This is a genomic window from Streptomonospora sediminis (assembly GCF_054778995.1).
Genome location: NZ_BAAGYZ010000124.1, coordinates 1 through 24,432, shown reverse-complemented (window position 1 = coordinate 24,432; position 24,432 = coordinate 1). Strand labels below are relative to the sequence as shown.

Here is a 24,432-nt window from a genome sequence, read left to right as displayed (position 1 = left end):
CATTTAGGTCTGGCCTGGCGTGACCGGTTACCGGACCTTTTCTATACAGCGCGTAGTATTTCCAGTTCACGGCTTTGTGGTGGTGTCTTATGCGAACCGGATGCGAACAGCAGGTGAAGGCCGGGTCGCCGGCCGCGGCTTCGCAGCTGCTTTCACGATCGCCGCGGTGCGCGGCCACTGCCGAATACCACGGTAAACATGCAGGTGAAAGTACATGCCCGGCGTGTTCGGCGGCTTCTCTAGAGGCGTAAACGCCACAGAAACCTTCCTGGGCAGCGCTACCTTCCTTTCCGGTCCGCCCGCAACCGGCACGTTGACCCTGTCTGTTTCCTGGGTTTTGCTGGTATTGCCCCGGCATGCGCCGAACGTCGTTGATCATGAGTGCTGCCCGGGGCTATACCGTGCGATCGGGCACGAAACACGGAGGAGTATTGGCGGCGGAGATGCGGAACAATGGCGCACCATAGGTGTGGGGTAGACATGGCTTCGACGAAGCCGGCCGTTGGGCTGTGCCTACGACGGGATGGGGAGGCGTGATGGCTCGCAAGCCGACCGCGCGGCGCGGCGGACCCGCTGAGGACTCCGCCGAGGCGGACGGCCTCTACGGGTACGACGAGCCCCAGCGGCGCAGCCGGCGCCCGCGCGCCGGTGCCGGCGGGCGTTGGTGGCTCTGGGTCGGCCGCGCCTTCCTCTGGGCGTTCATCATCGTCGTCATCTTCAACGGCATCTGGCAGCCCCTGCGCGACGGATTGGCCCAGCCCTCGGCCGAAGAGGACCGGCCCACCGCCGAGGAACCCGCCTTCCCCGAGACCTCCGCAGCGGGCTTCGCCGCGCGCTTCGCAGGCGCCTACCTGAATACTTCCGGGATGCAGGGCGAGGAACGCGCCAACGCCATCGCCGCCTTCGTCCCCGAAGGCCGCGCAGCCTCCTTCGCCGCCGAGGGCGCATCCCTTGCCGGCGAGAACATCGGCGTGGTCGGCGTCGACGTCCGCGACGACCACAACGCGGTCGTCACCCTCAGCGCCGATGTCAACGGGTCCGCGATGAGCCTGGACGTTCCCGTCTATGCTGCCGGCGCCGACAACTTCGTGGTCTCGGGGCCGCCGGCCCTGCTCGCCGCGCCGGGACGGGCCGAGCTCCCCGAGCCCGAATCCGCCGAGACCGACACCGCGGCCCGCGACGAACTGCAGCCCCGCCTGCAGAACTTCTTCACCGCCTACGCCGAGGACACCGACTACCTCTCCGAGTTCGTCGAACCCGGTGCCCGCATCGAGCGGCTGCCCGCCGACTCGTTGGAGTTCGACGAGCTTGTGGACATCTCCGTTCCGGTCGGCGGTTCGGGTGACAATGGAGGCCGGAAGGTCACGGCCGAGGTGCAGTGGCTGCCTGCCGGGCAGAACGGGAACGAATCCGCCGAACTCACCCAGAGCTACGAACTCACCGTCGTCAAGGACGGCGAGAACTGGTATGTCCGAGACATCCAAGGAGCCCCGCAGTCGTTCGGCGAGTAACCGCGATAACGACCACCCCCCGCAGGGCCGCAGAGCCGAGGAGACACGCAACCATGCAGCACAGATGTGAGACACGAGGGGACGGCGACTGAAATGCACCCCCTGCTCACGGGTCTCACCCATGCGGCCGTCGAGATCGCGGGACCCCTCGCCCTCGCAGCGACCGAGGACGCCCCGGACACCGCCGGGCTCGCCGAGTTCCTGCGCGGGTTCTTCGGACCCCTGTTCCTGGTGATCGTCTCGATCGTCGCCATCTTCTTCCTGTTCACCAGGGAGATCACCCGGTTCGCCCAGTTCATCATTCTGGCGATCTTCATCGGGATCGTGTTCTACGTGCCGGGGATCATCGAGGTGACCGCGCGGGCCATCGCCCAGGCGATGGGCGTGTCGACCGAGTAGGAGGCCACAGGCGTGGACCTGCCCACGTACACCAACATCTGGCGTATCGAGAAAAAGCTCTACAAGCTGTATGACTTCCGGCTGCCCCAGCCGGTCTCGGTCGTCTACATCGGTGTCGTCGTGGGCGTGGCCTTCGTCTGGGTGCTGCTGCTGCGGCTGCTCGGCGTGCCGTGGCAGATGCCGCTGCACGTCATCTACATCGTGCCGCCGTTCGTCATCGCCTTTCTGGCAACGCGGCCGGTCATGGAGGGCAAGCGGCTCAGCGAACTGATCGTCTCCCAGGCCCGCTACCTCGCCGAAGCCCGGGTCTTCACCCGGTTGCGTCCCGAGTACGAGCCCGGCACGGTCGAGGTCACGGTGCGCGTGTGGCACCGGCACCCGATGGCGGGCCCGCTGCCCGCCATCGCCGACCCCGCCGGTGTGCGCAAACGCGGGCGCACCGGCGGCCAGCGGCGCGCAGCCGAACCCCGGCCCGGCACCGATCCCGAACCCCGCACCGATTCCGAGCCCCGCAGGACCACCGACCAGGCTCCGCCGCTGGCCGACGCGCTGCCGACCGGTCCGGCCGGGCAGCGCCGGACCGATGCGCCCTCCACCGCCGATGAGGCTGCCGGACAGCCGCTGTGGGAGACTGCGCCGGACGTGCCGGTTGAGGCGGACCTGCCGGTCGGGCCGGTTGGGCAGGTCGGGGCGCGGTCCGAGCCCGTGCACCGACACGGCCCGGCTCCGCAGCCCGCACCCGCGGTCGAATCCGCCGACCGGGTCCAGGACCGGCCGGTCCCGCAGCGCGCCGCCGAACCCGCGGCCGAGTATGCGGCCGAACACGTGGCCGGGCACGCGTCTCCGGTCCGGCCCAAGGCCCCGGCCGAGTCCGCACCCGCAACCCGCCCAACCGCCACGCGCGGGGCAGTCCCCGCCCGCCCGGCCGCGGCTGAGCCGCCGCCCGACCCCCGCGGCGAATGGGAGCTCGACTCCGGCCGCGAACGCAGCGCTCCCCGGCGGGGCGTCGGCCTGCGATTCCTCAACTACTTCGGATTCGCACTCGACAAGGGGCGGCCGAACACCGCCGACCCCGCTGCGCAGCGCTCCGCCGCTCCCGCCCCGGGCGGGCGTTCCGGGCGCCGCAGCGGCCCGGATTCCGGACCGATCCCCGGGGCGGCCCGCACGCCGGCCGAGCTCGCCGAGCACCTGGTCGCAAGCGAGAACCGGGCGCTGGACGACCACGGCGCACGCACCCGCGCCGCCGAACCCGATGCCGCCACCCAGCGGCCCGGTGCCGAGGCCTGGAACGGCGTCGGCACCGGTGCCGGTGCGGCCCCACTACCGGAGCACCCGGCCGGGCAGGCCGAGCCGGTCGAGCCGCCCGCAGCGGCCGACCCCGGCGAGGACAGCGCCACCTCCCGCAAGCGCGCCGAGGAGATGATGGCGGCACCGTTGCCGGCCGAGCCGCAACCCGCCGCCGCTGCAGGTGCCCAGGCAGCCGAGGCTGCAGAACACCGCGCCGAACCCGCAGCGGGCACTGCGGCTGCGCAGGGCGAGGCGGCAGAGCCTGCGGCCGCGGCGCCGCAGCCGCAGCCCGCGCAAGCCGCTGCGCAGTCGGCTTCGGCCGCGGGCGGGCCGCAGCGCCGGTTGCGCGGGCGTGTCCAGGGCATGCTGGTCGCCCGCCGCCTGGAACGCGAACGTTCGTCCGAAGACCCCACCGCTCCCGCCGCCCAACCCGGCGCACCCGCCGCAGCCGGCGCTTCCGCGCCCGATCGCGAGTCCGGCGCCGACACGGGCACCGGGGGCGAGCGCGGCCGCGAACGCGTGCGTGCGCGCCCGGCCGAACCCCCCGAGACCGCGCGCGGAACCGGCGACCCCGCCGAGACCGGCCGCCCGTCCCTGCGCGAACGCCGCGCCCAGCGCCGCCCCCACGCGGCTCCGTGGGACCTGCCGGTGCCGCTGGCGGGCGCCGACCCTGACCCCGACCCCGCCGATTCCGGCACCAGCGGCCAACCCGAGCACACCGGGGCCGCGCCGTCCGACCGCGCCGCCGCCGGTTCTCCTGCCCCGGACAATGCGCGCCCCCCGGCCGGCGCGGACGCAGCCGACGAATCCGCACCGGCAACCGCGCCCGGGTCCGCCGATGCCGACACGGCCGCCTCCGGTGTTCCCGGCGCCCCCGGCGACCGGGACACCGGAGACAAACCGGCGCTGCAGCTCGACCACGGCACGGGCGAGCACGCAAGCCTGTCGGAGGTGGTGCGGGTATCCCCGCCGCCGTCAGCGCCCGAGCCCGGCACCGGGCACGCCGACCACGGCGCGCGTGCCGAGCGCACTCAGCGGCGGGACACGCCGTCCGCGGCGGGAGACGGCGGTGCCGGTACCGGCACCGACACCGGGCTGCAGTCCGACGCACCGGAGCCCGTTGCTTCCCCGGCCGACCACGAGCCCGGCCGTTCCGTCGCCCAACCCGCCGCTGCGGGCGGCGACCCCTCGCCGCCCGCAGGCAAGCCGGCGCTGCAGCTCGACCACGGCACCGGCGAGCACGAGAGCATGTCCGGGGTGGTGCGGGTGTTCTCCGCACCGACCGGGGGCGGCAACGGCCAATCCGCAGCAGAGCAACAGGCCGAACCGGTCGACTCCACCGACTCGGCGGCGCCGACCGAATCGGCGGATGTCCGCCACCAGGGCGCCGCGGACACCGACCGGCCCGGCACCGCATCCGGCACCGCCGACAGCTCCGAGCCGCCCGCCGGCGATTCGCAGCAGCGGTCCGCGGACCCAACCGCCGACAGCGCCGGTCCGCTGCATCGGTCCGGCGCAGCCGCACCGGAACACCTTTCGGCAGCGCCCGACCCGCACCCCGCGGGCCACGATGCGGTTCGTCCCCCCGCCGACACCGCCGGGGACGACCCCACCGAGGATCCCGCGACATCGGAGTCCGCCACCGACCGCCGGACCGACGACCGGCTGGAGGTGCTGGACCGCTACCTGAGCCGCACCGACACCCCGCCGCCGCCCGCCCCGCGCTTCGCCGAAGCCGGTGGCGAGGCCCCCCGCCGGCCCGTGGCCTGGTTCACCGACGGCACCGACCCGCAGCAGCCCGGCAACGGCCCCGACCGCCACCCGGGCGCTGAGCCCACAGACCGTACCGGCGAGTGCCGTCCGGCGGAGCCGCCGCGTTCGGGTGCCGACATCGACCGGAGCACCGCCGCCGACGGCTCCGACCCGGGCGGCGGTGCTGCACTGCCCGGGTCGGAGCACGCCGCTCACGACGAGCAGCACGCACCGGCCGAGCAGTTCGAGCGGGAGCAGGCCAGTGCTGCCGGCGGGTCCGCGCACCCGGGCGACTCCGCCGCGCCCGCGGGCCCTTCCGAGCCCGGCCACCGCGCCGACACCCCGCAGCCCGCCGCACCGGCGCCCACCGACTCCGCTCCCGCCGGCGGTCCCGCAGCCCGACCCCGCGCTCCCGGCGAGCCCGGTCCGGTCGTATCCGCCCCCGACGCCCCGCCGGCGCCAGGCGCAGCCCAGGCGGCGCGGGCCGAGATCGCGCCTTCGGTCGTCATGCCCGGAAAGCCGCCACTGGAGCTCGACCACGGAACCGGCGAACACAAGTCGTTCGGCCACGTCGACTCGCCCCAGCGCCGTACGACGGCCGCCGACCTGGAAGCGGCCGAGGCCGCCGCCATCAGGGCGCGCCGCAACCGTGAAACGCGGGCCGAAACACCCGGGCACGGCACCGCCGACACCCCCGCGGCAGCGCCGTCCAACCGCGCGCCGGCCACCGCGGAGACCGCCGACGGTTCCAACAGCGCCGATAGTGCCGAAAGGGGGGGCAACGCCGAACGGGCGGACAGCGCGGACGGCACCACCGGAACCGCCGGCCCCACCGCCACCGCCGAAAACACCGACCGCTCGCACCGGCTCGCCCGCACGATGCGCGCCAACCCCACCGGCGGTTCACCCGCACCGACCGGCCTGCGCGGGAACAACCGGTCCGCCGACACCCCCGCGGCAGACCCGGACCGCCCCGGCACCCCGGCCGGCGCCGGCTCCGACCCCGCCGGCCCCACCGGCGGCGGCCACGCCCCCCGCGAGTCCGAGGCCCGCGCCGACGACGGCGTCTTCAGCCGCGTCGCGCAGAACGCCCGCCGCATCAGCCACCTGTTCGGCCAGACCCCGCCGGGCACCGCGCCCGATCCCGGCTCCGGCTCCGCTGGTAGCGGATCGGCGCCCGCCGCCCCCGAATCGGGCGGGCGTACCACCCGGCCCGACCCGGCCGAATCCGGCGGCGTCCCCGCCGGCGCCGACAAGCCATCACTGCAGCTCGACCACGGAACCGGCGAACAGCAAGGGTTGCGCGAAACCCCCGATAACGGGGCCGCACCCCGGCGCCGGGCGCCCGCAGCCGACCGGCCGGCGGAGTCCGAGTCCGGAGGCACCCGGGGCTGGCGCAGGCTCGCCCGCGTGGTCACCGGCGGCTCCCAGGCGGCCGCAAAGTCCGACCTGCCCGCCGGCGACATCGAGCGGCTGCGCGCGCCGATGCAGGGCTCGCGCAACGTGGTCGTGCTCGGCTGCACCGGGGGAGCCGGCCAGACCGTCACCACCCTCATGCTTGGGCACACCCTCGCCGCCTACCGCGACGAACGCGTCGTCGCGGTCGACGTCAACCCCGGAGCCGCGGGCCTGTCGCGGCGCATCCGCACCGAGACCCCCGAAACCCTGACCTCCCTGCTCGCCAACGCCGAGGCCGTGCACGGCTACGGGGGCATGCGCCGCTACACCTCGCGCGCCGCCACCGGCCTGGAGGTCGTCGCCACCCTCGACGACCCCTACGTGCAGACCCTCGACGACCGCGACTACGCGGGCCTGGCCGGGCTGCTGGAACGCTTCTACGAGCTCACCGTGCTCGACCCCGCGGCGACCGGCGTCGCCCGGGCGCTCCCGGCGGCCGACGGCATGGTGCTGGTGGCACCGGCCAGCGAAGACGCCGCACGCGCCGTCGCCATGACCTTCGAATGGCTGGATGGGCACGGGTACTCGGCGCTGCGCTCCAAAGCGGTCGTGGTCATCAACGGGGTGAGCAAGCGCAGCCTGGCCGACGTCGACGCCGCCGAGCAGGTGGCGCGCGGACGGTGCCGGGCCATCGTCCGGGTGCCGTGGGACGACCACCTGGCGGCGGGCAAGGCCGTCGACGTCGGTGCGCTGCGCGCCACCACCCGCCGCGCACACGCTGCCCTGGGCGGCGTGCTGGTGCACGGGCTGGAGCAGGCAGCGGGCGCGGGACCCCCCGCACCGGGCGGCGCGCAGCAAGGGTCGTCCGAGGCCCGCCGATGACACCGCCCAGCCCCCGGCCGCCTGCGGGCGGCGACCGCCACCAGACCACCAACCACACACTCGGGGAGGCCACGCGATGAACGGAAGCAGAAGCGCCAGCCGCCTCTCGGTCCGCTACTTCGACGACCGTATTCTGCTCAGCGACGCCGAGGCCTGGGCCTACTTCCGGCTGCCCACGGTCTCCTACGAGTTCGCCACCCCCGACGAGCGCGAAGCCCTCGCCACCAACATCACCATCGCCCTGGCGGCGATCCGGATGAACGACGCCGAGGTCCACCTGCGGGTCGCCCACCGCACCTACCCGGCGGCCGACTGGGCCACCCGGCTCGACGCCACCTCCGACTCCGGACCGGGCTGGTTCGACTACCTCGACGAGATGTACCGGCACGTGTGGGCCAAGGACTTCTGGACCAAAGAGGTCTACCTGGGGGTCCGGCTGGGCCAGCGCGGCGGGGTGCGCGGCCAGCTCTCGCAGAGCGTGCTCGCCCAGTTACTGTCCGCCTACAAGCGGAGCGAGCAGGTGCTGGGCATGGAGGACGACGCCACCGACGCCAAGGAGATCGCCCAGTGGCGCGACCAGGCCGAGCGCCTGGGCCGGGCCCTCACGGCCAGCTCCCTGCACGCCCGCCACGCCACCTCCGACGAAGCCGCCTGGCTGGTCCGCCACGCGGTCACCGGCACCATCGAGGAGTCCCGCCGCTCGGCCGCCGGCCGCCGCACCTGGGGCAAGGGCGAAATCGAGCAGCTGGCCGAGGGCGTGATCCACAACGGGCGGTCCATGCTGCGGCTGGAGCAGCCCGTGGGGTCCACCTACGTCGCCTACCTGTCGTTCTCCCGGTTCCCCGACCTGATGCCGTTCCCCGACGGCGAACCGTGGCTGCACTACGCCGACGCGCTGCCGTTCCCGGTCGAGATCTCGCTGCGGATGAAGCTGGTCCCGCCCGCGAAAGCGAGCAAGGACGTCGGCCGCAAGCTCGCCCACGCCCGCGACATGGACGCCCACATCCGCGAGGCCGGCCAGGCCGCCCCGATCGCGCTCGCCGAGCAGATCGATGCCGCGCGCATGCTGGAGCACGGGATCACCAAGGAGCGGCTGCCGTTCGTCTACGGCTGGCACCGGCTGATGGTGTCCGCACCCACCGAGGATCTGCTCGTGCAGCGGGTCGAGGCGGTCGTCGAGCACTACCGCGACATCGGCATCGACGTCGTCAACTCCACCGGCGACCAGCTCTCGCTGTTCTCGGAGACCCTGCCGGGCGACCGCATCCGGTTGAACGCCTACGCCCAACGCCAGCCGCTGCGCACGATCGCCGGAGGCATGCCCACGGCGACCATCGACCTCGGCGACCGCCGAGACTCCTCCGGTTCCGGGTGGATCGGGCCCTACATCGGCGAGACCATCGGGCGGGCGCGCTCAGTGGTGCACTTCGACCCGATGGTGGCGGCGGCGCGCAACCGCCCCACCGCCATCGCCATCACCGGCGAACCCGGCGGCGGCAAGACCACGCTGGCGCTGCTGCTCATCCACCAGCTTGCGCTGCGCGGGGTGACCGTCGCCGCCATCGACCCCAAGGGCGACGCCGAGTCGCTGGTGAAACTGCTGCAGCGGCGCGGGCGCAAGGCGCGCATCATGTCGATGGCCTCGGCCGAGCCGGGGCTGCTCGACCCGTTCGCCTTCGGTGACGACCTCTCGGCCCAGAAGACCATGGCGACCGAGACCTTGCGGCTGCTCCTGCCGCGCATGAGCGAGGAGCGGGAGTCGGCGATGATCCAGGCGGTGGCCGCCGTCGCCAACCAGCCGCGGCCGAGCCTGGCCAAGGTCGTCGTCCACCTGGAGGACTCCGACGACCCGGCGTCGCGGAACCTCGGCGCGGTGCTGCGGTCGATGTCGGAGATGCGGTTGGCGGGACTGTGCTTCGACCCCCAGGGCGACACCCAGATCGACACCGAAGGTTGGACCACGGTGTTCACCCTCGGCGGGCTCACCCTGCCCGACTCCGCCATCCAGCGCGACGACTACTCCTATGAGCAGCGGTTGAGTGTCGCCCTGCTCTACCTGGTGAGCCAGTTCGCCCGGCGGTTGATGAACGGCATCGACCGCCACCTGCCCAAGGCCATCTTCCTCGACGAAGCGTGGGCCGTGACCTCCACCCCGGAGGGCGCCAAGCTGGTGCCCGAGGTGTCGCGGATGGGACGCTCCCGCAACACCGCCCTGATCCTTGTCAGCCAGAACGCCGGCGACCTGCTGAACGAGCAGGTCACCAACTGCCTGTCCAGCGTGTTCGCCTTCCGGTCGAGTGAACGGTACGAGGTCGAGAGCGTCATGTCCCTGCTGGGGGTCGAACCCTCGGAGGACCACCAGGGCATGCTCCGCAATCTCGGCAACGGCGAATGCATCTTCCGCGACCTTGACGGGCGCGCTGGACGTGTCGCGGTGGACCTGGTGTCCGAAGAGCTACTGGAGTGGCTCGACACCAACCCCACGCGGCAGCGGCCCGACACCCCCGAAGACGACGGCGCAGGCACCGGTGCCCTGGTTGGAACGGGCGGCACCGGCGCTACCAGGAGGATGGGGCAGGACCAGTGACCAACACCGCGACGCCGACCACCGCGCCCGGACACGAGGGCGGCCACGGGGACGGCTCCGACACCCCAGAGGACCAGCCGCCGCGCCACCGATGGCGGCGGTGGAGCCGGCGCCGTTCCCGGCACCACCGCCGGAGCTTCCGGCGCAACCTGGCGATGGCCGTGCTGATGCTGGCGTTCTTGATGACGCCGCTCGGCAGCGCCCAGGCCGCCCCGGTCTGCGAGGGCGAGCCGGCCCCGCAGCCGGAGGCAGCGGGCAGCGGAGCGGACGGGCTGCTGGTGCCGCCGCAGGCGGCCGAAACAGCCGCGGCGTCCCCGGATGGCCTGCCACCCGACTCCAGTCTGTACGGCCAGTACGGGACCGCGGGCCAGCAGTGGCACGTGATCCGCGAGTCCTGTGTCGACAAGATGGGCTCGGCGGCGATAGCGACGTTGAGCAATACCGCGTGGAACCTGTCGAAAACCATCAACCAGTCGACGATCACCGTTTATCAGGCGGCACTGTCCAATGAATTGCTGGACAGCTTCAACCGTATCGTCTCCGACATTGTGGTTGAGCTGCGAGAGGGAATATGGCGTCCCCTCCTTCCCACGGTGATCATACTCGGGGCGGTCTGGCTGGGATGGTATGGACTGATTCGGAAGCGTGTCACTCTCACCATTGAAAGTGCGATCTGGATGGTCTTGGCCACCACTCTTGGAATATGGGTGCTGGTCAATCCGATGCAGATACTCGGATATGCCGGTACCATCGTAAATTCGGGAAGTCAGCTAGTAAACAGTTCTATTTCCAGGGTGGCTCCAGCGGGTGCCGCGGCGACCTGTCCGCGCGGTGCCGAAGAGATCCAAAAGGCGGATTGGGAAAGTCAGAATGACTTCGCGATCCGACAGAATTCTCAGATGCTTTGGTCGGGGCTCGTATGCAAGCCCTGGGTCTCCGGGGAATTCGGTTCGGTGGCCGGGTCGCGGACGGCGGAGCGGGAGCATGGGCTGGCGTTGCTGGAGGCCCAAGGCTTCAGTCGCGTTGAGCAGCAGCAGATCATGGACGGCGATGCTGATGCGGCTGAACTTTCTCAAGAGAAGCAGGACCAGTATGAGCAGATAGCTTCCGAGATCGAATCAAATTACCCCCAAATCTACCCTCTGTTTGAAGGTGAGCAGCAAAGTAGCAGGCTGGGGGTTGCGACGCTGGCTTTGTTTGCCGCGGTCTTCGCGGGTGGTCTGATTCTTGCTGGTTCTGTGGCGCTTATTGTATTGAAGATCGGATTCTTGCTGCTGCTGCTGTTCTCTCCTGTTTTCCTCTTGATAGGTATACATCCTGGGTATGGGAGAACGGTGCTGCTGCGCTGGTTCGAAATGATGGTTGGCCTGCTGTTGAAGCAGGTATTTATAGTTCTGCTAATATCCGTCCTTGTCTTGTGCTACGGGATGATTATCGGGTCCGCGCTCGGGTGGGGCCTCCAGATGATCCTGCTTGCTCTGTTCACGCTGGCGTTGTTCATCTACCGCAAGCCGTTCGCGCATCTCTTCCAGTCGGTGAATGCCAACACGTTCACCTCGCGGATGGTCAGCGATGCGGTGTCCAGCAGCGCACTCAGCCGCAGCGCCAACGTCCTGCCGCCGGTGGCCTACATGCGGGCGCAGAAGTGGGGGCTCAAACGCGCGCCTCAGCTGGCCGCAGCAGCGGGCGCCGTATCGGCCGGAGGCCCGCAGGCCGGCGTGGATCAAGCCGAGGCCGCACGCGGCTCGGCGCAACCCGATGCCGGAGACGGCGACGGCGGGCAGAGCCGCGAATCCTCCAGAGCCCGCGGCGCCGCCGGGTACGGCCGGGTCCGCAGCAACTCTGCGCCGCCGCCGCTGAAACTGCGCCAGAACGATGGCGGAGAGCAGGACAAGCCCCAGCAAGGCGCGGCAGCAGCCCCTGCCCGCTCCTCAGCTCAGGCGCCCCGGCTCAGCGAAGCCGCATCCGGCGGGTTGGGCAGCGGCGGAGCGCGTGCCGCCTCCAACGGGGCGGGCAGCATCCCACCACGGCCCTCCGGCGGCTACACAGGTGCCGGCGATACCGGGTGGGCCTCCGTGTTCGGGCGCGGAGGCGGCGGCGACCAGCGCCCGGCCCCGCAGGGAGGCTCCGGTGGCGGAGACGCGCCCGCGGGCGGAACTCCGGGGCGCGCCGATCCCAACACCGGCGACGGCATCTTCCGCGGGCGCTCCGCTACGCCGCCGCAGGGCAACGTCAACCGCGGATCGCGATGGGGCGGCCCCCGCACCAGGCCCGGCGGCCAAGCTCCGCCCCCGCGCCAGCCGCGGCAGGCGCCGCCGGCCGAGTCGCGCGAGGGCGGGAACTGGCTCACCGGCTCCGGCGACAAGAAGAACGACGCTCCGGTCAGCCCTTTCTGGACCGGGGCGGAGTCCCAGCGCCGCCGGGACTCCGGGCGCGACGTCCCGTTCTGGTTGCGGGATGAGGACTGAACGAACCGCGGTTACCGCCCGTACTAGGAACCCCCTCCATGCCTAAATCGCTCAGTGAAGGTCAGCAGCGCCTCCTATTCGGCGGCCTCGTGGTCGTCCTTGTGATCTTTGGTGTCTATCTGAGCCTGGGCGGCTGGGGCGGCGGCGGAAACGAGGACGGGGCGGGCTCCGGGGCATCGGCCGACGGCCAGGGCACCACGGGTGCGGCCGACGCCGTTCCTCCCAGCCCGATCCCCACCACGGCCACCGACGACATGCAAGTGCTGGACTGGTTCCCGTTCAGCGAGGACGAGTTCAAGTCCGCCGCTGCGACGGCGCAGGGTTTCGCCCGGGCCTACGGCACCATCGACTACTCCCAGTCGCCTGAGACCTATTACGCGAGCATGCAGGAGCTGGCCACGGACAGCTATGCGCAGACCTTGGCGGAGAGCTCCGGGGCCGGCGCCCTATGGGAGGAGAAGGCCGGTCAGGAGGCGGTGTCCGAGGGGCGCGCGAACGTGCAGTCCATCCGCATGTTCGGCGACGATTCGATCACGTTCGAGGTAAAAGCGCAGTCGATCACCGAAGGAAGTGCGGGTTCCACCGAGGACCTCGGCGAATACGCAGTCACGGTCGTGAAGGAGGGCGGCGAATGGCGGGTCTACGACTTCCAGCCCGCCGACGCCGGAAACTTCGGTGATGTTCCCGGCTCGCCCGGAGATTCGGCAGGTGACTGAATGATCTCTCTATTCGCCGGATCGCCAAGGTCGGCAGGGAAAGACTCGGAAACAGGGGCGTGCGCCACCTGGTTGGCGGTCGGTGTGGGCGTGCTGGTGGTCGGCACGATCGGTTTGGGGTTTCTGATCGTCCCCATGACTGCGACGACGACGAGCCCGGGCATCATCAACGCCGTCGGAGGCCTGCAGTGCACCTCGGACGGGTCCGCGCAGCAGGCCGAAAGCAGCGGATACGCTGAGGACTCCATTCCAGAGAACTACCTGGAAATCTACCGTTCGGTGGGCGAGGAAAAGGGAATTCCGTGGAACATCCTCGCCGGAGTCGGCCAGGTCGAAAGCAAGCACGGCCGCTGGGACGGGCCGGGCATCACCGAGGGACACAACAGCGCGGGCGCCGCCGGTCCCATGCAGTTCGGCGCTCTTGACGGTTCCGCCGCGGGCAACAGTTGGGGCGGAGAACCGGTCATGGACACCGAAGACCGCCCCGAGGAGGGCTACGGGCAGGACGGGAACGACGACGGAGTGGTGAGCGTCTACGACCCGGCCGATGCGATCCCCGCGGCCGCCGACTACCTCCTTGCGCATGGGGCGGAGGAGGATATGGACCAGGCCATCTACGGCTACAACCACGCCTGGTGGTACGTCGATGACGTGACGCGTTGGGCGGACCAGTACGCGGACGGCAACTTCGACACCAGCGGTTCCATCGAGCAAGCGGTCAACTGCGAGCTCAATACGCAGGGCCAGCCGATCGCCCAGGCGCCGGACGAACTGAGCCAGGCGGTTGTCGACTGGGCCATGGACCAGCGGGGCAAGCCGTACTTGTGGGGCGGCACGGGTCCGTCGGCCTTCGATTGCTCCGGACTGGTGCAAGGCGCCTACAAGGACATCGGTGCCGCCATTCCCCGCACGTCCCAGGAGCAGTGGAGCTTCGGACCGAAAATCCCGGAAGGACAGGAACAGCCAGGCGACCTGGTCTTCTTTGATGTGCAGCAGGGCGACATTCCCGGACCGGGGCACGTTGGGATGGTCATCGGCGACGGACTGATGGTCGAGGCGTGGTGCACCGACTGCGGGCCGATCGCCGTGCGCGAGTATCATGCTCCCGGCCGCGCGGCTGTCATCGGGTTCACACGCCCGCTGGAGCACGAAGATGTGAAGGCCCAGTTGGAAGCCCGGGACCAGTAACGCTGTCGTTCGGCGCACCCCGCCCCCGCCTCAAGAGGATCCAGCATGCCGGAGAGATCGAGTCGGCCCCGCAGAAAGGCGGGGGTACACGGATGGCGCGCCTTCTTTATGGTGTTCGGGTGCGGGACCATGGCGGCTGTCCTCGTGGTAACCATTGTGGTCGGAGTAGTGCGCTTATTCGTGGATGCGGCCACCGGTCCTGCGGCGTCTGCCGAGCAGTCGATGTTCCCGACCCGGGAGCCCCGTGAATCCATGAGCCCTGGAAGCCTGGATCTATGCGCTGTTATGGAGCAAGACGCTCTTCCCACGGGCCTCTACCCGAGGCGTCAGGATGACGGGGGAGTACCCCCGGACTCAGCAACGCTGGATCCTGAACCTGCCTCGGAATTTAGGACAGTGGAGGATGAGTGCTCATGGCTGATATCTCCTGATGGTGTCTCTGATTGGCAGCTCGATCTTTCTTACACCGCTTATATCGAGCCCTATGGGAATACTTCGGTTATAGACCGGGCGAAGCAGTTGGCAAGATCAACTGAGCAGGAGTACGTGTCGAGTATCGGGGAAGAAGTAAAGAGTCCTGGAAAGAACACCTGGGGAGATTCGGCAGCCGTCCTGTACGAACCCGGTGGAGGAGGGTCTGGCGGTGGTGAATACGTCGTCATCATGCGCAAGAAAGGCGTCGTTTGCGAGTTGGAGTTTCGCGCAATGGAGCAAGGCGTCGAAGTGGATGAGACGTCCTTCGAGGTAGAGGCCGACCCGGCACTCACCGCTCTGGCACAAGAAATCCACCACCTGCTCCCTGACTGAGTCCCGGGCCGTATGTCGCCCGCCGGTTATCCACAAGCCGGTGATCGTCCTGGCGCTCAGAGGCGCTGCCCCGCGACGCTTGAAGCATGATCTTTGGGAAGTCATTGCCCTGCCAGGGAGACGACGCCGTTGCCCTGTTCGCGGCGGCTCAATTCGGGTTGGTCGGTCATGCCCAGGCTCGGCGGGCCGGGTTGTCGGCTGAAGATGTTGCCGTGCGTCTGCGCCGCGGGTTGTGGGTGCGGACGCTGCATTGGGGGGTGTTCCGCGTGCTGGGGTACGGCACGCTGGCCTCTCCGCTGAAACGGGCGGTCGTCGCCGCGCAGTTGGCGCTGGCTCCGGGCGCGTTCGCGTGCCGCGAGACCGCGGCGCGCCTGTGGCGGCTCGACGGGTTGCCGCCGTGGGACGGGTGCACGGTGCATATGGGGCTGCGGTGGCGGCCGGGCGGGCCGGGTGGGCGCGGGGCCGGGGCGGTTTCGCCCGCGGTGCGGGTGCATTCGCTGCGCATCGGCGAGGGCGAGGTGGTCCGCCACGCTCCGATCCGGTTGACCGAGGTCGGCAGGACCCTGCGGGACATGTCCGAATGCAGCGGGAAGAACACGCACACCCGCCTGCGCGGGGCGGCGGTGGGCCGCGGGTTGGTCCCCTCCGGCGCAGCGAAGGGGCTTCCGCGCCGCAAGCGCGCCATCTGCCGGAACCGGTGGCTGCCCGCGGCACGCGACAGCGGGGACGGCAGCGCCGGTCCCGCCCGCCCCGGCGAAGACGGCGCAGCAAGCCGGGATCCGGGGCCGAACCGTCCGACCGGAAAACAGGAGTAACAGGGGCTTGGGGCAATCGGCGATCGGTCGGTCGGCTGGCGGCCACCGGCCGACCGGCCGGTCATATCGGCCGGCCGGCTGATCGCCCAACGGTCCAACCGAACCGGCGACCGATCAGCACACCAACCAATCGACCACGGGCCCACCGACCACATCACCCCAATGGCCAAAAGCGCGGGCGTTCCCGCGGAGCACTGGGCAGGCGCACCGCCACGTCGGTCCACTGGCTGCTCAGCAGGTTCCGCAGGGCCGTGGTGGCGGCCGCGGTGGTGGGCGCCGGTTCGCCCGCGATGGCCAGTGCTGCGCCGAGCAGTTCGGTGGAGTCCGGGCGTTCGGCCGGTTGCTTTGCCATCGCGGCCAGCACCAACTGCTCCAGGTCGGCGGGAAGCCGGTCCAGGTCGGGCGCTTCCCGCAGTACCCGGCGGGCGAGTTCCTTGGGGTGCCCGTGCCCGAACGGGTCGTGGGCCGCCGCGGCGAACGCGACCAGGCAGCCCCACAGGAACACGTCGGAGCGGTCGGTGGCGGGCTCTCCCCGATACTGCTCGGGACTGATCCAGCCGGGCGTGCCCACGCGGTCGCGCGGGCCCGCGCCCGGCGCCTCGGTACCCGGCAGGCCGCCCGGGGGCGCGGCGCCCAGGCGTTGCAGGCCGCGGCGGAAGCGGCGCACCCGCATCCAGCGGGTCGCATCTTCGGGTGCGGTGGGGCGGGCGATCCCGAAGTCCAGGATCTTCGGCCCGGACGGTGCGATGACCACGTTGCTGGGCTTGAGGTCGCGGTGCACCACACCCACGGAGTGCACGGCCTTTAGCGCCTCAGCGGCACCTGCGGCCAAGCCGGTGAGCATGCCGCCGCGCAGTGGGCCGTGCCGCTCGACGTGGCGGCGGACAGTGGGACCCGGAACGTACTCGGTCGCCAACCACGGCGGCTCGGCTTCCACATCGGCTTGCACGAAGCGGGCCACGCACGGGCTGTTGACCCGTGCCAGCAGCCGGGCCTCGTAAGCGAACTGCCTGCGGAACTCCGCGGTGGCGGCGCCGTTGGTGCTGTTGACCACCTTGACCGCGAGGTACCCGCGGATGCCCGGAGCGGTGCCGGCATAGACCGTGCCCATACCGCCGGAGCCGATGCGCCCCACCAGTTCGTATCCGCCAACCTCCGCCGGATCGCCGGGAAGCAGCCGGCCCAGCCGACGTATACCCCGGGCCTTCATCGAGCCTCCAGCGCAATCGCAGCGGCACCCGCGCCACCCGCCCGCATCCCGCACCACCAGCCCCGGAAACCGGGGGAGCGGCGATGGACAGTGCGGCGGCAAACGCGCCAGTGCACGGATTCTAGCGCTGGGGTGCTTGGTGCGTTCTGCTCGCGTGTAGGTGGCACCCGATCGCTCCGCCCGCCGCATGCGCGCCCGCGGCGGACAGGGATCAGTGGTCTTGGGAGCTCAGCAACTGCTCCGCGGCACCCAAACGTTCCACGACGTCGCTGCTCAACTGCTTGAACTCCGATCGGCACGTCGCCACGTACTGCTGTGTGCTCCCGATTGCGCCATCCGCAGGCTTCAGGTCGAACATCGGTTTATGAGCATCGTGAGCAAGAGGCATGAGACTGCGGTAGTTGCGGATTGTGGCGATTTCGTGGGGCGTGAGCACCTCTTCGCTCGCCATCCCCTGGACGACGTGTTGCTGGAACTCAGGGGGGATGCGGTCGAGCCACCGCTGGTATGCCTTGACCGGACGATCCAGGCGGACGCCCGGCTGCATGATCACGTAGCCGAGCGGAATCATGTCTCCGCTGGGATGTTCGATTGCCGGTGGCATGTTCGCGAGGATCTGACCGCGCCACGTGGAGCGCCACTCGCGGAACGTCGGTCCGAGGTTGCGCAACCCCTGTAGGGAGAACAGGTCGGCGGCGAGCGGCACCAGCAGAGTGTCCGCCGCCAGCAGAGCCGCCCGGTTGATCGCCCCCAGATTGGGGCCCACGTCGATGATCGCCATATCGGCATCGACCGCGCGCGCAGCGTCCTGCATCAGCCGGAAGAAGGCTGTCGTCGTTCGTACCGCGCCGGGTTTGCCGAGGATCGTATCGGACCATGCCTTCGACAACTGGTCCTCGAACCCGCTGAGTAGCAGATCCCCCGGCGCCAACCACAGATTGTCCGCCATTTCAATGGGCTAGACGGATTTCACGTCGCCGAGGCCCTCAACGATCGGCTGCACGGCTTCCGCCACAGTCGCGGCCGGCGACTGCCCCGAGGGCCCTGCGGATAGCGAACTCCAGTTCCACATATCCTCCAGATGGTCCTCCGGAAGAAAGTAGGAGGTGAGATTCGCCTGCGGGTCGAGGTCGACGGTCAGCACCCGCTTTCCCGACCGGGCCAGCATGTGCGCCAGGTGGTAGGCCAGCATCGTCTTGCCGACACCGCCCTTGTTGTTGAACAAGGCCATGGAGATCACGGGCGAGTCCTCCTCAACAGATCGCCGCCGCCCTTGCCGTTGAGATCGTTGGCGAATGCGCAGATCGCCTTGCGAATCGCGTGGCGGTCCTTCGCCTCACGCTTGAACTCCAAGGCACAGGGATCTCGTGTCCCCAATGTTTCGGCGAGATCATTCTCCATGGGCATCCATTCGCCGGGCCATGCATGTATGCCTACCACCGTAGGCACGTCCAATGGGAAGTGCGCGCCCCGCGCTGTACCGCAGCGCTGCTGCGCGGAGCGCGCGCCGTGGTTATTGCTCGTCGTCGCGGTCGAGCAGGTCGCTGAGGCGGCGCCTGATCTCCATGGCGGTTTCGCGGGCGCGGCCCAGCCAGTAGACGCGGTCCTCGGTCGCCTCGATCAACTCGTCCAGCAGGTCGCGCAGCGCCGTCCGCTCGGCGTCGGTCAGCGCAACCTCGGTCGGCGGAGCCTGGGCGGCGTGCTGTTCGTCGGCGTTCACAATCCCACCCCCGCCAGGGTTCCGGAGGTGGAGGCGACTGGTGCGGTGCGGTTGTCGAGTCGCAGCATCCCCGCGAAAGGGCGGTCTGCGACGCGCATACGGGCGGCGCGCTCAAGCGCGGCGAGCACGTAGGGACGCCCGGCCACAACGCGCTTCGGGCGCGCGGATGGAGGCGTCACTGCAGTCGCGGGAGCAGGTAGGGCGGGTGTATACGGGCGGACTCGCGTCGCCCTGCGGGTTGACGGCGGGGCGGCGGGAACCCGTGCGGGCTCCGGTATCGCCAGGCGGGCTCGCCAGATGCCTAGGCCGCGCAACAAACGGCCGATAAGGTCGTCCACGTCATCATCTCCGCTTCAGATGGTGGCCATGCCCCCGGGCCGTTGCCGCGGTCGCGGGGGTCAGGTTTTTAGTACCTCTTGAAGAGTACTCAAGGATATACCCCTCTGCACAGGGATACAGAGGGATCCATGAAGATCCATGCAGGTGTCTCTTTCTACGTTGAGCAGGTGAGCGATGCAGAAGAGTTGAAGCAGCAGAGCGCCACCCCGCTGTATCGGCAACTGGCCGACATCATCGCGGCGAAGATCGAGTCAGGGGAGATGCAGCCGGACACCCCGATCCCTTCGGAGGTCCGTCTTGCCGAGGAGTACGGCATTGCCCGCCTTACCGCTCGCCGTGCCGTTCGCGACCTGCGGGAGCGGGGGTTTGTTGTGACCGTGATGGGCAAGGGAACATTCGTCGTTGAGAACCGCGGCGTATAGCGCATGGTGCACCCTGTCTGCATGGACTTGCCGACCGGGTACGGGCCCGATACCGAGATCGACCACGACGGGATGGACCCTGTGTGGATGCAACTACGCCGATTCTCGTGGCCCGTATTGAGGCTGGCCGATACGTGCCTGGGCGTCCCATCTCGTCGTTGAATCAGCTCCGCCAAGAATTCGGCGTGGCTCGAGGGACAGCGGTCAAGGCCACGGATTATCTCGTGGAGCAAGGGCTCGTCCGGGCAGTACATGGGCGGGGCGTGTACGTACTTCCGCGGTGACCGCCGCCTGAGCCCGCAGATGTCCTCGCTGGAGTTCGCAGCCGTCCGGCTCTGGAAGCCATACATTGGCCCCGTGAGGGAGCAGAGTGGGACTCCGGAGTTCGATCCGCAAGGTCCGGACCTTGTCTATGCCGCCCTCGCCGACCATGTCGTGGCGCGGGTAGCAGCGGAGGACCTGGTGCCTGGGGCCCGGTTGCCGGCGGAGCGAGATCTGGCTGAGGAGTACGGGGTCGCCTACATGACCGTGCGGCGGGCGATGCAGGTCCTGCGTGAGCGCGGCGTGGTCGTCACCGTTCATGGCAAGGGAACGTTCATCGCTCAGGACGCTCGGCAGAAGATCGAGAAGGACACTGAGTAGCCCGAAAGCCCGTGGTGCCCCGGGCCCAACTGCCCCATCCACCGGACAAGCCGCCGCAAATCAGGTAGCAATAAGGGTGATGTCTGCCGACCCTTCCCCTCTTGCGGACCCGGAGAACGCATCGGGTTCCCCGGCATCCCGCTACCAGCCGTTTGCGCACCTCACCGCGCCCAATGCGGAGCTGTACCGGGCGATCATGGGTGTCTTCGTCGCGGAGAAGGAACGCTTCACCGTCCACCTGCGGCCCGATGATGTGCACCGGCTCCTTGGCGAGGACGTGCACGTCGACTCCGATGATGTGGCCAAGGCGCTCGACCGGCTCGCCGACTGGGGCAACCTGCGGCCCGATCCCGATACCGGGCGGGTCACCGCTGTTGAGGATTTCTACCGGCGCCGCTATATCTACCAGCTCACCCGTGCGGGCGAGGCCGCCGAGGAGGCGCTGGCCGCCTATGACTCCGGGCTGGGGCGGCGCGGGGCGCTGCAGTCCGTGGCGTTGGCCGACATCGCGGCGCGCCTGCGGGAGCTGCTCGCCTGGACCGGGCCCGACGCCGCTGAGTCCGACCCCGCACTGGTGCACCGGGCGCTGCGCGACCTGGCCGGGCGTTTCGGGGAGCTTGCCGACAACGCGCGGGCGTTCATGGGCTCGCTCCAGCGCACCATCGACCTGCACGACGCGGACGTCGAGGCCTTCCTCGCTTACAAGGACCGGCTGATCGACTACCTGGAACGGTTCATCGCCGATCTCATCACCACCGGCTCCGAGATCGCCCGCCGGCTCGCGGAGCTGGAGGAGCGCACCGGCCCCGCCGGTGAACGCGCCATCGACGCCCTGCTGGCCGCCGCCGCCGACCGCGAGGCCGCCGACTCCGCCCCCGGCGATCCGGCCGACCCCGCCACCGCAGACGGCGCCGACGACTCCGCGCGGGCGATGGCGCTGGAGGACTGGAACCGGCGCTGGGAGGGTCTGCGGGGTTGGTTCCTCTCCCGCCCCGGGCACGAACCCCAGGCCAAACTGCTGCGGTCGGCCGCGCGCAGCGCCATCCCGCAGCTGCTGGCGGTCGTCGCCGCGCTCAACGAGCGGCGCTCGGGCCGCTCCGACCGGTCGACCGACTTCCGTGTGCTGGCGCGCTGGTTCGCCCAGGCGCCCGATGACGCGTCGCGGCACCGGTTGTGGCGGGCCGCGTTCGGTCTGCACCCGGCCCGCCACCTCACGATCGACGCCGCGACCCTGGAGGCCCGCGACCAGGCGCCCGAGCCCGCCACCACGCCGTGGGCCGAGGCGCAGCCGGTCCACATCAGCCCGCAACTGCGCCGCACCGGCCAGTACGAGCGGCGCGGCCGGCCCCGCAAGGTCACCGACCGCAGCACCGAGCGCCGCCACCTCGCCGAGCACGCCCGCAAGCAGGCGGCAGAGGTCGCGGCCGCCCGCGCGCGGCTGGACACCGGCGGCACGATCCGGCTCTCCGACATCGGCGAACTCGACCCGGCCGCGTTCCGGCTGTTCCTCGGGCTGCTCGGCGACGCCCTGGCGCACTGGCCGCACGACACCCGCGAGACCGCCACCACCAGCAACGACGGTGGTCTGCGGATCCGGTTGCTGGCGCTGGGTGACGGCCGCACCGCCGAGGTCCGCACCCCTGACGGTGTCTTCCGCGGTCCCGACCACCAGGTGGAGATCACCGACCTTGAAGGCGGGGCGCAAACACCGTGAGCACCGGAAACCGCAGCGGCGAGCAGACTCGCGCCGAGGTCCGCCGGGCGGCCCGGGCGCTGCTGCGCGAACCGCTGCTGCGCGGCGGCGGCCGCACCGCCGACGACTTCCGCCTGGTCCGCCAGCATGCCCGGGAGCTGCGCGACTGGTTCGACCGCAACACCGGTTGGGGGCTGCACGTCGACAGCGAAACCGCCCGGCTGCGCAAGGCCCCCGGCACGCCCGACGACCCTACCCACCCGGCACGCGAGACCGGCGGCGCGAAGCTGCCGTTCACGCGCCGCCGCTACGTGCTGCTGTGCCTGGCCCTGGCGGTGCTGGAGCGCTCCGAAGCGCAGATCGCCCTGGGCCGGCTGGCCGAGCAGGTCGTACTGGAAGCGGCCGACCCCGCTCTGGCCGCCGCCGGTATCTCGTTCACGCTTGAGGAGCGCAGCGAGCGCGCCGACCTGGTCGCCGTGGTCCGGCTGCTCTCGCGGTTGGGCGTCATCACGCTGGTGGCCGGCGACGACGAGGACTACCTGCGCTCCACCGGCGACGCGCTCTACGACGTGCGCCGCCGTGTCCTGGCCGGACTCCTCGCGGGCGGCGTCGGCCCGTCCATGGTCGCGGCCGGCACGACCCCGGAGCGGCTGGCGGCGCTGACCGCCGATCCCGTCCTGGAGTCGATGGACAGCGCCGACCTGCGCAACCGGCGGCTGCGCCACACTCTCACCCGCCGGCTGCTCGACGACCCCGTGCTGTACTACTCCGCACTCACCGACGACGAGAAGGCCTATCTGGCCAGCCAGCGCACCGCGATCACCACGCGCATCGCCGAGCTGACCGGGCTGGTCGCCGAACCGCGGGCCGAGGGCATCGCCATGGTCGACCCCGACGACGACCTCACCGACGTGCGCATGCCCGAGCGGGGCACACACGGCCACGTCACCCTGCTCCTGGCCGAGTACCTGGCCGCCGGGCCGCCGCGCCCGGTCCCGCGCGCCGAGCTGGAAGAGCAGGTGCGCGCCTTCGCCAAACAGGCGGGCGGCCACTGGTCCAAGACCGCCAAGGAGCCCGGCGCCGAACACGACCTGGTGGCGCGTGCCATCGAGAAGCTTGAGGCGCTCTCGCTGGCGCGGACCACGCCCGATTCCGACGGATCCTGGTCCGTCCGCGCCCTGCCCGCCCTGGCCCGGTTCGCGGTCGGTGAGCCGGTCGTGCGCGGCGGCACCCCGGACTCCGCAGCAGCAGAGGAGAGCAGCCGATGAGCGACACCCTCCCCGGTGCCACGCCGCACCCGGCCGCGGCCGGGCCCGCAGCGCCGGAACCGGAGCACGAGCCGGGCGCGGTGGCGGCCGGGCACCTGCCGGCGCCCGCGCGCAGCCGGTGGCAGCCGCTGCGGCTGGGGCTGGTCGACCTGTTCTACTACGAGAACGAGGAGTTCCCGTTCCGCGACGGGCGCCTGCTGCTGCGCGGCAACAACGGCACCGGCAAGTCCAAGGTCCTCGCGCTGTCGCTGCCGTTCCTGCTGGACGGCAACATGACCGCCAGCCGGGTCGAGCCCGACGGCGACCCCAAAAAGCGCATGGAGTGGAACCTGCTGCTCGGCGGCGAGCACGACGCCCCCGAGCGGCTCGGTTACACCTGGATCGAGTTCGGCCGCGTCGACGCCACCGGCACCGCCCACTTCCGGACACTTGGCTGCGGCATCAAGGCGGTGTCCGGAAAGGGGGTCGCCCGGCACTGGTTCTTCGTCACCACCCAGCGCATCGGCGACGGCTCCGCTGCCGGTCTGCGGCTGCTGGACAACACCCGCACCGCGCTCACCCGCGACCGGCTGGCCGAGGCCGTCGGCGAACACGGCCGAGTCTACGACAGCGCCCGCGACTACCGCCGCGCCGTCGACGAAGAGCTTTTCGGGCTCGGCGAGGAGCGCTACCGCGCACTGGTCGACCTGCTCATCCAGCTCCGCCAGCCGCAGCTGTCCAAGCGGCCCGACGAGGCCGCGCTCTCCCGGGCGCTCACCCAGGCGCTGCCGCCGCTGGACGACGCCGTGGTCGCCGACGCGGCCGAGGCGTTCCGCAGCCTCGACGAGGACCGGGCCGAGCTGGACGCCATGAGCGAGGCGCACGGCGCCGCCGAGCGGTTCCTCGGCCACTACCGCGCCTACGCGCGGGTGGCCGCGCTGCGCCGCTCCCGGCCGCCGCGCGACTGCCACGCCGACTACGAGCGGCTGCGCGAGTCACTGCGCGGGGCCCAAACCCGCCAAGAGGCCGCCGAAAACCGGGTCGCCACCGCTGAGGCGGCCCAGCACAGCCAGCGCGAGCGCGAAGCCCGCCTGGGCGCCGAAGAGCGGGCGCTGCGCGAGGGCCCTGAGATGCGCGACGCCCAAGCCCTGGAGCGCGCCGCCGAGGACGCCCGCGGCGCCGAGGAGACACTGCGTGCGCGCCGGGGCGATGCCGAGCGGGCCGCGGGCGACCACACCCGCGCCCGCGTCCGGCTGCAGGCAGCCGAAGACCGCGGCCGCGCCGCCGCCGAGCGGGTCGAGCGGGCGCTGGGGCAGGCGCGCGAAACCGCGGCGGCCGCCGGGATCGGC

General features: G+C 70.8%; 18 protein-coding genes and 2 pseudogenes. 15 read left to right on the top strand and 5 right to left on the bottom strand.

Features of this window, described 5'->3' with window-relative positions; translation table 11 throughout:
* The first annotated feature begins 536 nt into the window (after positions 1 to 536).
* From ACYVD5_RS24225 to ACYVD5_RS24185, 9 genes are all read left to right on the top strand, one after another.
* The gene (locus ACYVD5_RS24225; protein ID WP_461003442.1) at positions 537 to 1,511 is read left to right on the top strand and encodes a conjugal transfer protein; all 975 of its coding nucleotides are present in this window, start codon (positions 537 to 539) and stop codon (positions 1,509 to 1,511) included.
* Positions 1,512 to 1,604: 93 nt separating this feature from the next.
* Positions 1,605 to 1,910: a hypothetical protein gene (locus ACYVD5_RS24220; RefSeq protein WP_461003441.1), complete on the top strand. Its 306-nt coding sequence runs from the start codon at positions 1,605 to 1,607 to the stop codon at positions 1,908 to 1,910.
* Positions 1,911 to 1,922: 12 nt separating this feature from the next.
* Positions 1,923 to 7,229 (top strand): TcpE family conjugal transfer membrane protein, encoded by a 5,307-nt coding sequence (locus ACYVD5_RS24215; protein WP_461003440.1) that lies wholly within the window; start codon positions 1,923 to 1,925, stop codon positions 7,227 to 7,229.
* Positions 7,230 to 7,305: 76 nt separating this feature from the next.
* Positions 7,306 to 9,816 carry an ATP-binding protein gene (locus tag ACYVD5_RS24210; RefSeq protein WP_461003439.1) on the top strand — a complete coding sequence of 837 codons (2,511 nt, stop codon included), beginning with the start codon at positions 7,306 to 7,308 and terminating at the stop codon, positions 9,814 to 9,816.
* A 155-nt stretch (positions 9,817 to 9,971) separates the two neighbouring features.
* Positions 9,972 to 12,284, top strand: coding sequence for a type IV secretion system protein (locus tag ACYVD5_RS24205; RefSeq protein WP_461003438.1), 2,313 nt, complete (start codon positions 9,972 to 9,974; stop codon positions 12,282 to 12,284).
* 38 nt (positions 12,285 to 12,322) lie between these two features.
* On the top strand, positions 12,323 to 13,000 hold the full coding sequence (locus ACYVD5_RS24200; protein ID WP_461003437.1) for a hypothetical protein: 678 nt from the start codon (positions 12,323 to 12,325) through the stop codon (positions 12,998 to 13,000).
* Positions 13,001 to 14,188, top strand: a complete 1,188-nt coding sequence (locus ACYVD5_RS24195) for a C40 family peptidase (protein WP_461003436.1) — start codon at positions 13,001 to 13,003, stop codon at positions 14,186 to 14,188.
* 396 nt (positions 14,189 to 14,584) lie between these two features.
* Entirely contained in the window at positions 14,585 to 14,995 is a 411-nt protein-coding gene (locus tag ACYVD5_RS24190) for a hypothetical protein (protein WP_461003435.1), read from the top strand.
* Between the two features lie 212 nt (positions 14,996 to 15,207).
* The gene (locus tag ACYVD5_RS24185; RefSeq protein WP_461003434.1) at positions 15,208 to 15,810 is read left to right on the top strand and encodes a hypothetical protein; all 603 of its coding nucleotides are present in this window, start codon (positions 15,208 to 15,210) and stop codon (positions 15,808 to 15,810) included.
* A gap of 154 nt (positions 15,811 to 15,964) precedes the next feature.
* Here ACYVD5_RS24185 and ACYVD5_RS24180 read toward each other — a convergent pair whose 3' ends face one another.
* The 5 genes from ACYVD5_RS24180 to ACYVD5_RS24160 form a co-directional block, all read right to left on the bottom strand.
* Complete coding sequence (locus tag ACYVD5_RS24180; protein WP_461003433.1) at positions 15,965 to 17,020, bottom strand: serine/threonine-protein kinase; 1,056 nt, start codon at positions 17,018 to 17,020, stop codon at positions 15,965 to 15,967.
* 211 nt (positions 17,021 to 17,231) lie between these two features.
* Positions 17,232 to 17,969: a ParA family protein gene (locus ACYVD5_RS24175; RefSeq protein ID WP_461003432.1), complete on the bottom strand. Its 738-nt coding sequence runs from the start codon at positions 17,967 to 17,969 to the stop codon at positions 17,232 to 17,234.
* A 9-nt stretch (positions 17,970 to 17,978) separates the two neighbouring features.
* Positions 17,979 to 18,251, bottom strand: coding sequence for a ParA family protein (locus tag ACYVD5_RS24170; protein ID WP_461003492.1), 273 nt, complete (start codon positions 18,249 to 18,251; stop codon positions 17,979 to 17,981).
* A gap of 5 nt (positions 18,252 to 18,256) precedes the next feature.
* Positions 18,257 to 18,421: a hypothetical protein gene (locus ACYVD5_RS24165; RefSeq protein WP_461003431.1), complete on the bottom strand. Its 165-nt coding sequence runs from the start codon at positions 18,419 to 18,421 to the stop codon at positions 18,257 to 18,259.
* Between the two features lie 112 nt (positions 18,422 to 18,533).
* Positions 18,534 to 18,740, bottom strand: coding sequence for a hypothetical protein (locus tag ACYVD5_RS24160; RefSeq protein ID WP_461003430.1), 207 nt, complete (start codon positions 18,738 to 18,740; stop codon positions 18,534 to 18,536).
* A gap of 467 nt (positions 18,741 to 19,207) precedes the next feature.
* Here ACYVD5_RS24160 and ACYVD5_RS24155 point away from each other — a divergent pair, with 467 nt between their 5' ends.
* From ACYVD5_RS24155 to ACYVD5_RS24130, 6 genes and pseudogenes are all read left to right on the top strand, one after another.
* Positions 19,208 to 19,501: a GntR family transcriptional regulator gene (locus tag ACYVD5_RS24155; protein WP_461003429.1), complete on the top strand. Its 294-nt coding sequence runs from the start codon at positions 19,208 to 19,210 to the stop codon at positions 19,499 to 19,501.
* A gap of 21 nt (positions 19,502 to 19,522) precedes the next feature.
* Positions 19,523 to 19,785, top strand: a pseudogene (locus tag ACYVD5_RS24150) (GntR family transcriptional regulator).
* A 73-nt stretch (positions 19,786 to 19,858) separates the two neighbouring features.
* Complete coding sequence (locus ACYVD5_RS24145) at positions 19,859 to 20,143, top strand: GntR family transcriptional regulator (protein WP_461003428.1); 285 nt, start codon at positions 19,859 to 19,861, stop codon at positions 20,141 to 20,143.
* A 79-nt stretch (positions 20,144 to 20,222) separates the two neighbouring features.
* Entirely contained in the window at positions 20,223 to 21,857 is a 1,635-nt protein-coding gene (locus ACYVD5_RS24140; protein ID WP_461003427.1) for a TIGR02677 family protein, read from the top strand.
* Positions 21,854 to 23,104 (top strand): TIGR02678 family protein, encoded by a 1,251-nt coding sequence (locus tag ACYVD5_RS24135; RefSeq protein ID WP_461003426.1) that lies wholly within the window; start codon positions 21,854 to 21,856, stop codon positions 23,102 to 23,104. Before ACYVD5_RS24140 ends, ACYVD5_RS24135 begins: the two co-directional genes overlap by 4 nt.
* Positions 23,101 to 24,432, top strand: a pseudogene (locus ACYVD5_RS24130) (TIGR02680 family protein); the annotation flags it as partial. The gene ACYVD5_RS24135 and the pseudogene ACYVD5_RS24130, both read left to right, overlap by 4 nt.

Bases quoted from the DNA above. Each gene is read 5' to 3' on its own strand.
- ACYVD5_RS24200 (WP_461003437.1), top strand. From the start codon at position 12,323: ATGCCTAAATCGCTCAGTGAAGGTCAGCAGCGCCTCCTATTCGGCGGC.
- ACYVD5_RS24225 (WP_461003442.1), top strand. From the start codon at position 537: ATGGCTCGCAAGCCGACCGCGCGGCGCGGCGGACCCGCTGAGGACTCC.
- ACYVD5_RS24205 (WP_461003438.1), top strand. From the start codon at position 9,972: ATGGCCGTGCTGATGCTGGCGTTCTTGATGACGCCGCTCGGCAGCGCC.
- ACYVD5_RS24220 (WP_461003441.1), top strand. From the start codon at position 1,605: ATGCACCCCCTGCTCACGGGTCTCACCCATGCGGCCGTCGAGATCGCG.
- ACYVD5_RS24195 (WP_461003436.1), top strand. From the start codon at position 13,001: ATGATCTCTCTATTCGCCGGATCGCCAAGGTCGGCAGGGAAAGACTCG.
- ACYVD5_RS24180 (WP_461003433.1), bottom strand. From the start codon at position 17,020: ATGAAGGCCCGGGGTATACGTCGGCTGGGCCGGCTGCTTCCCGGCGAT.
- ACYVD5_RS24140 (WP_461003427.1), top strand. From the start codon at position 20,223: ATGTCTGCCGACCCTTCCCCTCTTGCGGACCCGGAGAACGCATCGGGT.
- ACYVD5_RS24175 (WP_461003432.1), bottom strand. From the start codon at position 17,969: ATGGCGGACAATCTGTGGTTGGCGCCGGGGGATCTGCTACTCAGCGGG.
- ACYVD5_RS24170 (WP_461003492.1), bottom strand. From the start codon at position 18,251: ATGGCCTTGTTCAACAACAAGGGCGGTGTCGGCAAGACGATGCTGGCC.
- ACYVD5_RS24155 (WP_461003429.1), top strand. From the start codon at position 19,208: ATGAAGATCCATGCAGGTGTCTCTTTCTACGTTGAGCAGGTGAGCGAT.
- ACYVD5_RS24165 (WP_461003431.1), bottom strand. From the start codon at position 18,421: ATGGAGAATGATCTCGCCGAAACATTGGGGACACGAGATCCCTGTGCC.
- ACYVD5_RS24210 (WP_461003439.1), top strand. From the start codon at position 7,306: ATGAACGGAAGCAGAAGCGCCAGCCGCCTCTCGGTCCGCTACTTCGAC.